The 15,039-nt window shown below is 50.1% G+C and carries 14 protein-coding genes; 12 read left to right on the top strand and 2 right to left on the bottom strand.

Annotated features, from left to right (window positions below; genetic code table 11):
• Nucleotides 1-203: 203 nt before the first annotated feature.
• Complete coding sequence (locus DW677_RS13260; protein WP_015553770.1) at nt 204-632, top strand: DMT family transporter; 429 nt, start codon at nt 204-206, stop codon at nt 630-632.
• Here DW677_RS13260 and DW677_RS13255 read toward each other — a convergent pair.
• Nucleotides 583-1,698 carry a hypothetical protein gene (locus DW677_RS13255; protein WP_117567562.1) on the bottom strand — a complete coding sequence of 372 codons (1,116 nt, stop codon included), beginning with the start codon at nt 1,696-1,698 and terminating at the stop codon, nt 583-585. The two genes, DW677_RS13260 and DW677_RS13255, sit on opposite strands and share 50 nt — an antisense overlap.
• A gap of 932 nt (nt 1,699-2,630) precedes the next feature.
• Between DW677_RS13255 and DW677_RS13250 the strand changes: the two genes are divergently transcribed.
• The 4 genes from DW677_RS13250 (at nt 2,631) to bioB (ending at nt 6,548) form a co-directional block, all read left to right on the top strand.
• Nucleotides 2,631-3,656, top strand: a complete 1,026-nt coding sequence (locus DW677_RS13250; protein ID WP_021905458.1) for an ATP-binding cassette domain-containing protein — start codon at nt 2,631-2,633, stop codon at nt 3,654-3,656.
• Between the two features lies 1 nt (nt 3,657).
• Nucleotides 3,658-4,338, top strand: a complete 681-nt coding sequence (locus tag DW677_RS13245; protein ID WP_015553767.1) for a methionine ABC transporter permease — start codon at nt 3,658-3,660, stop codon at nt 4,336-4,338.
• 27 nt (nt 4,339-4,365) lie between these two features.
• On the top strand, nt 4,366-5,241 hold the full coding sequence (locus DW677_RS13240) for a MetQ/NlpA family ABC transporter substrate-binding protein (protein WP_117567561.1): 876 nt from the start codon (nt 4,366-4,368) through the stop codon (nt 5,239-5,241).
• Nucleotides 5,242-5,564: 323 nt separating this feature from the next.
• On the top strand, nt 5,565-6,548 hold the full coding sequence (gene bioB / locus DW677_RS13235; protein ID WP_117470227.1) for a biotin synthase BioB: 984 nt from the start codon (nt 5,565-5,567) through the stop codon (nt 6,546-6,548).
• Between the two features lie 375 nt (nt 6,549-6,923).
• Here the strand turns inward: bioB and DW677_RS13230 are convergent, their stop codons facing one another.
• Nucleotides 6,924-7,688, bottom strand: a complete 765-nt coding sequence (locus tag DW677_RS13230) for a TSUP family transporter (protein ID WP_015553764.1) — start codon at nt 7,686-7,688, stop codon at nt 6,924-6,926.
• Nucleotides 7,689-8,036: 348 nt separating this feature from the next.
• On the opposite strand from DW677_RS13230, the gene DW677_RS13225 reads away from it, so the two are divergent.
• The 7 genes from DW677_RS13225 (at nt 8,037) to spoIIIAA (ending at nt 15,006) form a co-directional block, all read left to right on the top strand.
• A complete protein-coding gene (locus DW677_RS13225) occupies nt 8,037-8,807 on the top strand; it encodes a helix-hairpin-helix domain-containing protein (RefSeq protein ID WP_242992174.1) in 771 nt (256 codons plus the stop codon).
• A 271-nt stretch (nt 8,808-9,078) separates the two neighbouring features.
• A complete protein-coding gene (locus tag DW677_RS13220) occupies nt 9,079-9,777 on the top strand; it encodes a response regulator transcription factor (RefSeq protein ID WP_015553762.1) in 699 nt (232 codons plus the stop codon).
• 182 nt (nt 9,778-9,959) lie between these two features.
• Entirely contained in the window at nt 9,960-10,463 is a 504-nt protein-coding gene (locus DW677_RS13215) for a GNAT family N-acetyltransferase (protein WP_021905451.1), read from the top strand.
• Nucleotides 10,460-10,939, top strand: coding sequence for a 23S rRNA (pseudouridine(1915)-N(3))-methyltransferase RlmH (gene rlmH / locus DW677_RS13210; protein ID WP_117567560.1), 480 nt, complete (start codon nt 10,460-10,462; stop codon nt 10,937-10,939). The genes DW677_RS13215 and rlmH overlap by 4 nt, the downstream gene beginning before the upstream one ends.
• 31 nt (nt 10,940-10,970) lie before the next feature.
• A complete protein-coding gene (locus tag DW677_RS13205; RefSeq protein ID WP_117567559.1) occupies nt 10,971-12,218 on the top strand; it encodes a DUF4272 domain-containing protein in 1,248 nt (415 codons plus the stop codon).
• 347 nt (nt 12,219-12,565) lie between these two features.
• Nucleotides 12,566-13,858 carry a homoserine dehydrogenase gene (locus DW677_RS13200; RefSeq protein WP_117470202.1) on the top strand — a complete coding sequence of 431 codons (1,293 nt, stop codon included), beginning with the start codon at nt 12,566-12,568 and terminating at the stop codon, nt 13,856-13,858.
• A gap of 176 nt (nt 13,859-14,034) precedes the next feature.
• Nucleotides 14,035-15,006 (top strand): stage III sporulation protein AA, encoded by a 972-nt coding sequence (gene spoIIIAA, locus DW677_RS13195; protein WP_117567558.1) that lies wholly within the window; start codon nt 14,035-14,037, stop codon nt 15,004-15,006.
• Nucleotides 15,007-15,039 lie beyond the last annotated feature (33 nt).

The following is a 15,039-nucleotide window of genomic DNA, read 5'->3' as shown; positions in this document are numbered from 1 at the left end:
TTTGCTCCGCAAAGACGGCCGTTTAGCTTCGCAATATGCACAAGGCGTGCGGTGCTGTCAATGATGCCGCAATATTACCTTTGGGAGATAAAAAAGAAATTAAAAATATGTTCGTATTCAGAAGAAAATATGGAATAGTCAGGCCGTATAAAAACCTCCTGACTATGGAATCCTAAGGGAAACATGGTTTCAGGAGGTTTTTTATGTGGGGAATTTTGGTGGCATTGCTTTCTGGGGCGCTTATGAGCCTGCAGGGGATCTTTAATACGGAGGTGACGAAGCAGAGCAGTATCTGGGCGGCGGCAGGATGGGTGCAGCTGACGGCGTTTCTGACATGTGTGGTTCTCTACTTTTTTACCGGGCGTGGGGAGATCTGGGGGATGTTCTCCATCGACCGGAAATATATGCTTCTCGGCGGTGTCATGGGCGCGTTCATCACCTGGACCGTGATAAAAAGCATGGACGGTCTGGGACCGGCTAAGGCGACGCTGCTCATTGTTGTGACCCAGATATTAGTCTCCTATATTGCTGAGGTATTTGGGCTTTTCGGCGTCGAGAAAGCAGCATTTGAGTGGCGGAAGCTTATTGGTGCGGCGCTGGCGATTGCGGGGATCGTTGTGTTTCGGTGGTAGCGCGGCGCAGGGCGTCTTGAAAATGGGCGAAGGTATCTGTGGTGGCAGCCGTTTCTACGAGATCTATGCGCTCGTCAGAGGTGAGGTATCTAATTGTGGGTGAGGCGAGTTCTCCTGCCTTTTTGCCGAAGCGCGAGACAATGATTTTCATGAGCATTTTATAGCTAGTTTCATCATTGCCTTGGGATATACCCTGAGAGAGGCCCTGAGAGAGGCCCTGGGAGAGACCCTGGGATATACCCTTTGCTTCCCTTTCTGCTAACCAAATATCTATCGCTTTGCACATATTTATCTTTCCTCCTCTTGTCTGCATCATACGGGGTTCTAGTAAAGTCGACATACTCGTATGAGTGGCAATCATTTCATATGCATCTTTATCTAACATTTGATATTCTGATGTATTCAACAACTTTTTTAGATACGTCTTATCATCAGAATACCGGATAAAATCAAATACCTGCCTGATATCCGTCTTAAAAACATCGGTATTCTGTAAATGCCGGACATCCACAAGATGAATCCGGTAATTCTGAATCAAAGGATGAAATTCTTCCGGAATCCCGGAAAAATCGATCATTCCGTGAAGGTCGACGGATCCATCCCAGGGAAGCTCGCCATAGTAGAGAACGATGATGATTGAAGGATGGAGATGACTCTCTTTGGAAAAACTGTAAAGATATTCTCCAGGATTCTGTTTGATGTCGGCATTTCGAACTGCGCGGCGTATCATTGCGGCCTGGCGCTCATATTCACCGGCTTCATAGGTCATACAGCGAAGCGGCAGTGAGTAATCGATGGTCTGCTGGTTTTCAATACCGATGACAAGAAAATTTACGCCAAAGGATGCTTTTTTAACCAGATCACGAAGCTTTACACGTCGACGGTTCTTTGATTTGTGGATTGCCGGATCGTTCCAGATCCCGGTCTGGGTGTCCAGATCCTGCAGGTCTTCTTTTCGGACAACCGGTCTGCCCTGGCAGATGAGTCCATTGATCAGGTCAGCGTAGCGCTCATCGTCGGAAAAGAACTTTTTGTCACTGATGTCCGCACTTGGAATTGTGCTCAAGTTCATACCTCCTTTGCGCAGGAGTCAGAACATGCAAAGTGGACAACATGATCAGCCATCTTCCAATGCATCTCGGATTCTCCTGCTTTTAAATTGATTGAAAATAGGTAAAGGATATAAAAGCAATGAAGTTCCGAAATGTGAAAAGACGGATCGTAGTCCGGATAGAAACTTAGAGAATATGCTTTTATAGGATTATGTGTAACTGTTCAGCAGGTCTGCGCACTTGCTGCGCTGACCATAAGAAAACATAGGCTGGAAGGCAAAAATCCCGTCAGCGAAGCTGATCTGGAATAAATTTTGCGCGTAACTATGAAGGTACTGAATAGTTTACGATTTTGTGTGGATATCGTATCACAGGATATGCGGGATAGCAAGGTAGTCTGGTATATAAAATTATAAAAATTTTCGAAACTATGAGGAATTTTGCAGCGCGGGGAAAATATATAGGCATGGGAGAAGCGTGTTGATTCGGAATAGCAGTGATATGAAAATTTTAAAACGATCATGCAAGAAGTTTAAAAAAATTAAATATATGATTTAAAATAAATAAAATCATATTGACAAACTAGGAAATAGGGGTTATTATAGCGCCATCGGATTCGAACAGGGAGTTCAGACGATGAGGAAACATTGGACTGCAGGATAGCAGGCGGTTGGAAAGGAGATACAGGTATGGGAAATGCGGGAAGAAATAACATGAACAATATGTGTTGTTGCTGTTGTATGTGTATTTCCGGGCGTTTTTTACGGCCAGGAGCTTTGCTGTGCGGTCATGTACCTGTATACAGAAAATAGTTTCCTGTTAATGCCAGAAAATGCGCCCGGAAGTGTTTACACTTCCGGGCTTTTTATTTACGCGGCGAATCATAGAGACCGCGAAAACTTGAGAAGTCCTAAAATCGCGCTTCTCAGATGGGGAGGAAGAAACATTGATCCAGATCGAACATGTAAGCAAAACCTTTTCAGGAAAATACGGAACCGTCCACGCGTTGGACGACGTGAGTATCCATGTGGAAAAGGGTGATATCTGCGGTATCATAGGGTTTTCCGGAGCCGGAAAGTCCACACTGATCCGCCTGGTAAACGGTCTTGAGACGGCGGACAGCGGAAAAGTCACTGTCTGTGGAAAGGAGCTTTCCACATTGAAGAAGCCGGAACTTCGGGCGCTGAGAAGAAAGATCGGAATGGTATTCCAGCAGTTCAACCTGCTGGAATCCAAGACGGTGTACCACAATATTGCGCTTCCGCTGATCCTTGCAAAGACTCCGAAGGTGGAGATCGACAAGAAGGTTAAGGAAGTATTAAAGATCGTTGAGCTGGAGGACAAGAAAGACACCTACATCAGTCAGCTCTCCGGAGGACAGAAACAGCGTGTGGGAATCGCGAGAGCGCTGACCACCGACCCGGAACTTCTTCTCTGCGACGAGGCTACAAGCGCCCTGGACCCGCAGACAACGGAATCGATTTTAAAGCTTTTAAAGAAGATCAACCGTAAAATGGGTGTCACGATCCTTCTCATCACCCATCAGATGCAGGTCGTCCAGATGATCTGCAACAAGGTAGCGGTCATGGAGAGCGGAAAGATCGTGGAATCCGGCAGCGTTCTGGAGGTCTTTGGATCCCCGAAGATGCCGGTGACAAAGCGGTTCGTCCAGACGGTTATCCGGGACCAGATCCCGGACAGCATCATAAGCCTCGTGAAGGAACAGAAAGAAAACTTCCGTGTGGACCGTCTGAAATTTATCGGTTCCAGCGTGAAGCGCCCGGTAATCTCCGATATCTGCAAGACAAAGGGTGTCGTGGTCAACATCCTCGGCGCGGCGGTACAGGAGCTGGAGGACAGCGTCATGTGCGTCTTCATCTTACAGCTCATCGGCGATGATGAGAGCATCGATAAGGCGGAAGCGGAGATCGACAAGAACGGCGTCTTAAGAGAACGACTGGAGGTGGAGTAAGATGGAAGAACTCATGAAAACAAAGATCTTTAAGGTCACGGTGGAGCGTCTGCTGTTGAACGGCGGACAGACTCTTTACATGGTTGGATGGTCACTTCTCATCGGAACGATCATCGGAATGATCCTGGCACTGATCCTGGTGCTTTGCAGAAAAGGCGGATTGGTGGAGAACCGACCGTTATATATGATCGTCAGCGTCTACATCAACGTGGTGCGCAGTATCCCCTTTGTTATTCTTCTTGTAACGATCATGCCGATCACCCGCGCTATTGTCGGAACGACCATCGGAAGTACGGCAGCGTTGGTGCCGTTAGTAGTTTATATAAGTCCGTACCTTGCGAGGCTGATGGAGAACAGCCTGCTTGAGATCGATCCGGGAATCCTGGAGGCGGCAGAGGCCATGGGCGCGACAACATGGCAGGTCATCCGATATTTCCTGGTTCCAGAGACATTAGGTTCCATGGTGCTTGCACTGACAACGGGAACCATCGGACTTCTTGGAGCGTCTGCAATGGCCGGATATGTCGGTGGCGGCGGAGTCGGAGATCTGGCATTGACATACGGTTATGAAAAGATGAACACACCGCTCATGATCCTCACAGTTGTGATCCTGGTGGTTCTGGTACAGCTTTTACAGATTCTCGGAAATACGATTTCTGGTAAATTAAGACAGCATAAATAAATTTTAAATAAGAGGAGAGAAAAAATTATGAGAAAAGCAATTGCGGGAGTACTTATGGGAGCAGCAGTGTTAAGCCTTGCGGCATGCGGAAAGAGCAACACCGCGCAGACAACAGCGGCGCAGGCTGCAGAGAGTGCAGACAGCACAGCGGCAGCGGTTGATACGGAGGACAAGAAAGAGATCGTTTACGGAAAATCCCAGGGGCCGTACACAGAGCTCTTTGAGGCTGCCATCGTTCCGATTCTTGAAAAAGAGGGATACACCGTAAAGGGCGTGGACTTCTCTGATCTTCAGACAGCTGACATCGGATTAAACGACGGCGATGTTGATGTCAACGTGGAGCAGCACACCGCATACGCTGAGAACTTCAACGCAAACTACAATGCGGATCTTGTGCCGATCAGCCCGATCCCGACTGTACCGGCTGGCGTATATTCTGCAAAATACACATCTGTTGATGAGATCCCGGACGGTGCGAAGGTTGCAGTTCCGAACGATGCCTCCAACACCGCAAGATGCTATCTGATGCTTCAGAAGATCGGCTGGATCAAGCTTGCCGATGATGTGGATCCGTCCGCAGTTACCCAGGATGACATTGTTGAAAATCCGCATAACATCGAGTTCACAGAGATGAAGAGCTTAACGATCCCGGCAGCGATCCAGGACTTTGACTATGTGGCAATTACCGGCAGCGTTGTATACAACGCAGGCATCGACCCGTCCACAGCCCTCGCAACAGAGGATATCCAGGATCACCTGGTACTTCAGGTCGTTGTGAAGGAAGAGAACAAGGACGCAGAGTGGGCAAAGGCAATTGTGGACGCTTATCATTCTGACGAGTTCAAGCAGTACATGGAAGAGAACAACGACGGATTATGGTGGATCCCGGACGAGTTAAAATAAGATTGGAAGCTTATTGAACGATCAGGAAAATAGTTGATGAAAAAGGTTCTTCGGCACTGGAATATAAATTCCGGTATCGAAGGACCTTTTTTGGTAGTGGTATTAAAATTATAAAACCTTGAAAGTTAACTGATAAACGGAAAATGGTTGACTTTCACGGCGTTTTTTTATATAATTGTGAACTATAACGTAGAGCAAAAGTTTACAATCGTAACATGAGAATTCAGAGAAAAAATCCGGAAGACGGACCAGGACCAGAGATCAAAGCCCGGATGACGAAAACGGCGATTGCACATAAAAATCAGAAAAATAAGGAGAATACTATGGACGCACTGACACTGGCACAGGAAATTATCGACGGAAGAAGAATTACAAGAGAGGATGACTTAAATTTCTTTCTGACATGCGATCTGAAGGAACTCTGCGAGGGCGCAGACCGGATCCGCAAGGCATGTGTGGGAGATAAGGTTGATCTCTGTTCCATCATCAACGGACGGAGTGGACGATGTCCAGAGGACTGCAAGTACTGCGCGCAGTCTGCACACCACCACACAAGCTGCGAGATCTATGATTTCCTTCCGGAAGAAGAGATCGTAAAGATGTGTCACGTCCATGAGGAAGAGGGCGTTGACCGTTTCTCCATCGTTACATCAGGAAGAGCATTGACGGGGGAGGAGTTCGATAAAGCGATCCACGCCTACGAGACTATGAAAAAGGAATGCAAGATCGACCTCTGCGCGTCCATGGGCTTTGTGACCGCGGAACAGCTTCACCGTCTCCATGAAGCAGGTGTCACAAGCTACCACCACAACATCGAGACATCCAGAAGAAACTTCCCGAACATCTGCACGACTCATACATACGACATGAAGATCAACACCCTAAAGATGATCAAGGCAGAGGGTATGTGCGCATGTTCCGGCGGCATCATCGGAATGGGTGAGACATGGGAGGACCGTCTCGATATGGCAGTGAGCCTTGCGGAGCTTGGAATCGATTCCATTCCGTTAAACGCCCTGATGCCGATTCCGGGAACTCCTCTGGAACATCTGGAGAGAATCTCTGAGGACGATATTCTCCGCACCATCGCATTCTTCCGCTATATCAATCCGGAGGCAAACATCCGCCTCGGCGCAGGCCGCGCGCTGCTGACAAACGATGGTGAGACCGCATTCTGCTCCGGAGCATCCGCAACAATTACCGGCAATATGCTGACAACGGTTGCATGCGCAACGATCCGCAGCGATAAGAAAATGCTGAAAGGCCTTGGAAGAGATGTGACACCGGAGTATATGAAGGAAAACTAAGAGAAAGAACAAGGGTAACTGTTCAGTAGGTCTGCGCACTTGCTGCGCTGACCGTAAGAAAACATAGGCTGGAAGGCAAAAATCCCATCAGCGAAGCTGATCTGGAATGGATTTTTGCACGTAACTATGAAGGTACTGAATAGTTACGAACAAGGTTATATATAGAAAAGACAGAAATGTGAGGTTTCATTTCTGTCTTTTTTCGTACCATTCTTTAAACCCATCCACTGTGAGCCGGTCGCTGAGGTCCCGGATGGTCCTCGACGCGGACTCCATGATCTGTTCCGGAGTCTTTCTTTTTCGAAGCATTTCGTAAGTGGGGCCCAGCGGATCTCCGTATTTTCGTTCTGCCGGATCGGATTTTGCAGATATGTATCAGGCACCGAGAATCTCGCTCAATGTCTTTATAAAGAAGATCACCAGAACCACCATCATCAAGGGTTTTACAAACTTTGCGCCGCCCTTGTCGAAACAGCGTGTTCCGAGATAATTTCCGGCGATGCTGAAGATACCGGCAATGAGGCCAAGAAGGAAAATTACTTTTCCGTTCATGAGGTAGACCGCCAGGGCTGTCAGGTTCGTTGTCAGGTTGATGGCTTTTGTGATCCCGTTGGCTTCCTTCAGTCCCATGTGGGCAATTCCAGTGAGGAGAAGCAGCAGAAATGTTCCGGTTCCGGGACCGTAAAAGCCGTCGTAGATGCCGATGATGAAGGCGATCAGAGCGCTGAAAAGAATCATCTTGCGGACCGGGAAAGACTCTTTTTCTCCCACGAACGGTTTTCCAAATGTGAGATAGAGGGCGGTACAGGGCAGGATCACGAGAATCAGGCGCTTAAAATAATAATCGTCTAACTGCAGAGCAAGTTTTGCACCGAGAGAGGAACCGATGAGAGCTGTAACGATACAGAGAAGCGCGTTCTTCCAGGCAATATAACCGTTTTTCGCAAAGCGAGCTGTTGCCAGTGTGGTTCCCATTCCGGAGCTTAATTTGTTTGTTCCGATGGCAAAATGGACTGGAAGACCGGCGATCATGTAAGCCGGGAGTGAGATCAGTCCTCCGCCTCCGGCAACCGCGTCGACGAAACCGGCGAGAAATACCAGCGGGCAGACGATCAGAAAGTGCATCAGATGTAATTCCATAGCAGTAATTCCCCTTAAGTATGATTAAATTGAACGTGCTGTTTTCGCTGTCAGAGCGGGTGAAACGGTCTTTGCACGCTTTTTGCCAAATATAGCATAATTTTAAAGAAATTGCAATGAAAGCAGGTGGGCGGAGCGTGAAATATCTGGCGGGAGAAAGCCAGAGAACGGTTGATTTGGCATCGAGTATGCTCGGTGCGAGAAGGAGAATGCGAGGCTTGAGAAAAAATCGGACTGAGGTTATAATGGAGAGCGTACATAACAAAAATGCCCTTGTTTTTACAGGACTGATTCGGTAAAATAGAGACAGGCAGAACGATCCCCCTGAAAATGTTCAGGAGGAAATGTATGAAAGAAGATAATAAAAAAATTTTGACGGCCGCGGCTTTCTTGATCGCAGCCGGACTTGTGTTTGGGATGACAAGAAGCCGGAGTGGAATCCAGAAGCTGGATGAATCCGGAGCGGTCGTTATGAGCGGATCACTGGATGCGGATGGGAACATCAGCTGGGAGAAAAACGGCTCTGCAAAAAGCGACGGCCTGCCGCAGGGGGATTCTGGAAGCAGTACCGAAAAACAGGAGCTTCAGGAACCATTCAGGGATGAAAATGGCAGTGTACAGGGAGAAAGTACCGTGGAGACGCAGGAATATGTGGAAAACTCTGAAAAATCCGGAGTTTATGTGTATATCTGCGGAGAGGTGGCAGCCCCAGGTGTGTATGAGCTTTCGGAGGACAGCCGGATCTACGAGGCAGTGGATGCCGCCGGGGGATTTACGGAGAACGCGGCGAGGGAGAGTGTAAATCTCGCCTCAAAAGTTTCTGATGGCATGCAGATCACGATCTACAATAAGGAAGAGGCCGCGTCGCTTCCGGCGGGCAGCGGGTCTGCAGTAGGAAACGCCGGTCAGGGCGGAACTTCCGGTTCCGGGCTTGTGAACCTGAACACGGCGACAAAAGAGGAGCTGATGACCTTAAAGGGCATCGGGGAGGCGAAAGCCGAGGATATTATCCGCTACCGCGAAAAGAGCGGTGGCTTTAAGAAAATCGAGGATATCATGAAGATATCCGGTATCAAAGAGGCCGGGTTTCAGAAGATAAAGGATAATATTACGGTGTGAAAAGATGGAAAAACGGTAACTATTCAGTGCCTTCATAGTTACGTGCAAAAATCCATTCCAGATCAGCTTCGCTGATGGGATTTTTGCCTTCCAGCCTATGTTTTCTTACGGTCAGCGCAGCAAGTGCGCAGACCTACTGAACAGTTACAAAAAACGTATAATTCATGCTGATTGTGACATTTAAAAACACAGGAGGCGGAAATCAGGTCATAGACATTAGAAAAGCAGCAGGAGAGGACCTGCGCATTACAGCATAACGTGGAGGAGAGAAATGGCAAGAGTTCTGGTAGTTGATGATGAAAAACTGATCGTGAAGGGAATCCGCTTCAGTCTGGAACAGGATGGATATGAGGTGGACTGTGCTTACGACGGCGATGAGGCGATCGAGAGGGCAAAAGAACGGGAGTATGACGTGGTTCTTTTGGATGTCATGCTTCCGGGACACGATGGATTTGAGGTCTGCCAGACGATCCGTGAGTTTTCCGAGATGCCGATCATCATGCTGACGGCAAAAGGCGATGATATGGATAAGATCCTGGGACTGGAGTACGGCGCTGACGATTATATCACGAAACCGTTCAATATCCTGGAAGTAAAAGCGCGGATCAAGGCGATCATCCGCAGAAACAATAAGAAGAGCGGCGCCGCGAAACGCCAGAAATCCAGCGTAGTCACAGAGGGCGACTTAAAGCTTGACAGGGAGAGCCGCAGAGTCTTCATTAAAGATAAGGAGATCAACCTGACCGCGAAGGAATTCGACCTGCTGGAACTTCTTGTCACAAATCCGAATAAGGTCTACAGCCGTGAGTCCCTGCTTGAGTATGTATGGGGAAACAAGGCCATGGTAAGCGGGGATGTCCGCACGGTGGATGTGCATGTGAGAAGACTGCGTGAAAAAATTGAGCCTAGCCCGAGTGATCCGAAGTATGTACACACAAAATGGGGCGTAGGCTACTTCTTCCGCGCATAGCGATGAGCAGTGCAAGATCAACAGGCTGACTTTCGGCGTTGTGCTTGCACATAAGCCGAAAGTCGGACAGTTGATCTTATAGGGCGAATGCCTGCGAGCCCTGAGTTGGGGCCTGCCCCAATTCAGGGCTCCACTGCGGACTAACCAACAAAATTAATTAAAACCTAAAGGAGAAAAATTTTATGACATACACAATTCGCCCAGTCCGCCCGACGGACCTTGCGGCAGTTACCGAGGTGGAAGCAATCTGCTTCCCGGCGGCGGAAGCCGCAGCAGAGGAATCTTTTAAGGCCCGCATCGCGGCATTTCCGGAGTGCTTTTTTGTTGCGGAAGCGGACGGAAAGATCATAGGCTTCATCAATGGCTGCGCCACAGATTCCAAAACGATCTATGACGAGATGTACGAAAATTCCGCCTGCCACAGGCCGGACGGCGCGTACCAGTCTATTTTCGGACTGGATGTGATCCCGGACTACCGCTGCCAGGGAATCGCGGCGGCGCTCATGGATCACATGATCGAAGACGCGAAAAATAAGGGAAGAAAGGGTCTGATCCTCACCTGCAAGGACCGTCTGATCCACTATTACGCGAAATTTGGATACAAAAACATGGGCGTTTCCGAGTCTGTCCACGGCGGGGCAGTCTGGTACGACATGATCCTGGAATTCGGGGATCAGAAATCATGAAGGTCACATTGATCACAGTCGGAAAGATCAAGGAAAAGTTCTTTCAGGACGCCATCGCGGAATATTCCAAGCGCCTGAGCCGGTACTGTAAGCTGGAGATCGTCCAGGTGGCGGACGAAAAGACGCCGGATGGGGCCAGCGAAGCGGTGGAGACGCAGATCAAGGAGAAAGAGGGCGAGCGGATTCTATCTAACATCAAGGATGGCAGCTTTGTCATTGCCCTTGCGATCAACGGAAACATGCTGGATTCTGAGGAACTTGCGGCAAAAATAGAAAAATGGGGTGTGTCGGGGATCAGCCAGATCGTGTTTATCATCGGCGGATCTTTAGGACTTTCCAACCAGGTCCTGGCACGGGCCGACTATAAACTGAGCTTTTCAAAGATGACATTCCCGCACCAGCTCATGCGGGTCATTCTCCTGGAACAGATCTACCGGAGTTACCGGATCATCCAGGGAGAACCATATCATAAGTAAAAAATGGGGACTTGGCAAGGAGGCAAAACGAGTGACAGAGGAACAGAAAGCGGGGAAGATCTTTCTTTTCTGCAAGGAATCTTCACAGGAGCGGATCATGAAGTGCCTGCGGGACGCCTTTGACGTTCCGGGCAGCGCACATGATACAGGATTGGAACTTCACAATGGGAATCTGAATGTGACGCTCAGGATCTACTGCGAGAGCGCGGGCGACGAGGAGCAGGAGCTGGTCCGAAGCTGGTCTGACCGGGCAAGAGGCCACTTTTCCAGGGTCGAGACCGCGGTGGTGGATGTGAAAACGAATCTTCTCTATCAGCTGGAAGGAACCGAGAGTATCGTTTCGGTGGACTATGTGTTCGAGGGGGAAGAGTCCGAATTCCTGACAGAGGCAGAGGAGGCCGCGAAGAGAAATATGGAGCAGACACTGTTTCGTGTTCTTTCCGATCTTCGTGCAGTCATGGCGTTCAGGGGAGAAAAAAGGGGATTTTACTGCCTGGATGCGTCCGGCATGGAGAAGCTGATCCTGGACGGAAACGGAAACAGTGAGATGGAGCGGTTTCTGCCATATAAAGCGGTGGGCTATGTTCCGGGAAATGAGATCGAGACGGAACAGTTGAACCGCAGGGAGAAGAACCGGAGAGAGTTTGAGGCGCGGGGCGTGTATGTTCCGGTATTTTACCCGCTTTTGGAGACGGAGGCGGAGGCAGACTGCCGGACACCATATGAGATCGCGGCGAGAGCGGTGGCGCTCATGCTGGTGGCGGTATTTTCTGAGGCCATGCTGGCGAAAAAGATGAGCCAGAAAGAGGCATTGGAATTCATCCAGAAGCGGATCAACGAGTTCGGGGCGGATGATTTCTTCTCCCTGAAGGAGTGGAATTACCTGCACAACGAGGATCCGAAAGAATCAGAGAAGATATCCTATTCCTGGCAGTACGAGAATCTGTATGTGATGGAGTGGGCGCTGGGACTGATCGACGGGCCGTTAGATTTCCCGGATCACTTCTGCGCAGTGGCGGAGGCGGCGCAGCTTCTGACAGCCTTTCACTCCATGAGGGAGATCCTGGAGGCGGCGAAGCCGAGGAGCGCGAAGGAACTTCTCGATGCCTGCGATATGATCTTCTGCCTGGACTGGGCATGCACCGATACGAGGATGCGGGATCTTCCCGCGCCTGCGGGAATGGACGGAGGTGTGGTCTTTGAGCGCCATAAAGCGTTAAACTGGCTCGTGGGAGCCGGGGAGAAGGCAGACTGGGACCATGTGCCGGTGGATACGTGAGGAGATAAAGCACAGTAGCAAAACACATCATGGAGAGATCTATGGTGTGTTTTTTAATTGCATTTATAACTGTTCAGCAGGTCTGCGCACTTGCTGCGCTGACCGTAAGATAACATAAGCGGGAAGGCAAAAATCCCATCGGCGTAGCCGATCTGGAATGGATTTTTGCAAGTAACTATGAAGGTACTGAATAGTTACTTGCATTTTTTAACGTAGTGTAGTATAATTACGTCACTTTGAAAAAGACAAATGTCCATGGCTCGCGGTCATGGAAGAATAAAAGAGAAGACTGACGGATGTCTGCAGTTACTAATGCGGCTATGCCGGGGATAGAGGAGATACGAACCATGGGAGAGAGAAATGTGATCAAGGCGGCGCTTCTCGGCGCTGGAACGGTTGGAAGCGGCGTGTATGCCCTCGCCGAGATGTTAAAGGATGAGATGTTCCAGAAGACCGGTGCCAGCCTGGAAATTAAGAAGGTTCTGGTGCGGAACACAAAGAAGGACCGCCCGGGGATCCCGAAGGAGATCATGACGGACAACTGGCAGGAGATCCTGGAAGATGAGGAGATCCAGCTTGTGATCGAGCTCATGGGCGGCGTGGAACCGGCGAGAACCTATATCGTGCAGGCCCTGGAAGCCGGAAAACAGGTGGTCACCGCCAACAAGGACGTGCTCGCGGAGCATGGACAGGAGATCCTGTCACTGGCGGAAAACAGCGGCTGCGATATCCAGTTTGAGGCGGCAGTCGCAGGCGCGATCCCGATCATCCGTCCCTTAAAGCAGAGCCTCGCGGGCAGCATGCTGACGGAGATCATGGGAATCGTTAACGGAACCACGAACTACATTCTGACAAAGATGTCGGAAGAGGGGATGGATTACAAGGAAGCGCTGGCAAAGGCCACAGAGCTTGGATATGCGGAGGCGGATCCGACGGCGGACGTGGAAGGCTACGACGCGGGACGAAAGATCGCGATCATGTCCTCCCTGGCGTTCAACTCCAAGGTGACCTTCAGCGATGTCTATATGGAAGGGATCACGAAGATCACCTCCGATGATATCCGCTACGCGAAGGAATTCGGCTATGTGATCAAGCTTCTCGGCGTTACAAAGCTGGTGGACGGAAAAATCGAGGTCAAGGTCCACCCGATGCTGATCCCGGAGCAGCATCCGCTTGCGACGGTCCGCGACTCCTTCAACGCGGTGTTTGTACACGGCGAGGCCTGCGATGACGCGATGTTCATGGGACGCGGTGCGGGAAAGATGCCGACGGCCAGCGCCGTTATGGGTGATATCATCATCGTCATGAGAAATATCGTTCACGACAACTGTGGCTGGAATGGCGGCGTGGCGTACAAGAATTATCCGGTGAAGCCGATCGAGGAGACGAGATCGAGATATTTCCTCCGTCTTCAGGTCGCGGATAAGCCGGGCGCCCTCGCAAATATTGCGGGCGTTCTCGGAAACAACGATGTCAGCATCGCCCAGGTCGTTCAGAAACGCGCGAGGGACGGTGTTGCAGAGCTTGTTGTGATCACGGATTCCGTTCTGGAGCGCCATTTCAACGACGCGCTGATGATCGTGAAGGGCATGTCCGTGCTTCGTGAGGTGTCCGGAATTATCAGGGTTTACGGGGATTAACAGCCGGTATTTGAAATAATGGAATTAGAAAGCATATCTGTCCGGTCAGGTGAAACTGACTGGGTGGATGTGCTTTTTTATTTTCCGAGAAATATCATAAAAATCCGGGGTGTTCATATATTGTATCAATTCCGGGAAAGGCGGACAGGCAGAACACGGGGAGAAAGGAGCGCGGGATGAATACGGAAACTTTTGAAAGACTGCTGAAACAGGCGGTTCCAGACGGGAAAACGATTCGGGAGATCAGAATCCGGACGGAAAAACCGGTGATGATACTGCTGGAAAGCGGGGAAAACCTCCTTTTTTCGGATGGGACCTGTGGAAAGACGGAAAGTTATGGAAAGAAAAAGATGGGGTCGCTGGAGATAAGAGAAGACCGGAGCGTAGTTCTTGCAGACCAGGAGCTGATCCGCGGGATTCTGGAGACCTGTTCCAGACATTCGCTGTACGCCTACGAGCGGGAGATCAGCCAGGGATTCCTCACGATCTGCGGGGGACACCGTGTGGGAATCGCAGGGAAAGCGGTGGTGGAGGACGGACATGTGAGGACGGTCCGGGATCTCTCATCTTTAAATATCCGTGTTGCCCATGAGGTAAAGGGCTGCGCAAAAAACGTGCTGCCGTACCTGATGGATGGGGAAACATTTCTGGACACGCTTTTGATCTCCCCGCCGGGAGCAGGAAAGACAACACTTTTGAGGGACCTGATCCGGGAACTTTCATGCGGGGGAACATGGGGAGCGGGGAAGAATGTGTCCGTGGTGGACGAGCGTTCGGAGATCGCAGCGTGTTTTGGAGGAGTTGCCCAGTGTGACCTGGGGCCCAGGACCGACGTGATGGACGGGTGCCCTAAGTCTGAGGGAATGCTCATGATGCTGCGCTCCATGTCACCCCAGGTGCTGGCGGTGGACGAGGCAGGAGGGGAAGGCGAGATCCTGGCGATGAAGTATGGGATGAACTGCGGGTGCAGGATCCTGGCGACGGTCCATGGTGCAGATGTTGGGGATATCATGAAGCGGCCGGCGTGGCGGGAACTGGCGGAAGAGAAGGTGTTTTCCCGGTATGTGGTTCTTTCCGGAGTTCCGGGACCGGGAACGATAGTGGGAATTTATGATGTGAATTTTCAGCGAATGGATAAAGGAAGTTAAGGTTTAAACAAGACATAGATCGTGAGTGGGCGG

Origin of the sequence: Clostridium sp. AM25-23AC (genome assembly GCF_003435125.1) — a bacterium.
GTDB classification, from domain to species: domain Bacteria; phylum Bacillota; class Clostridia; order Lachnospirales; family Lachnospiraceae; genus Pilosibacter; species Pilosibacter fragilis.
This window is presented reverse-complemented; position numbering and strand designations above follow the sequence as displayed.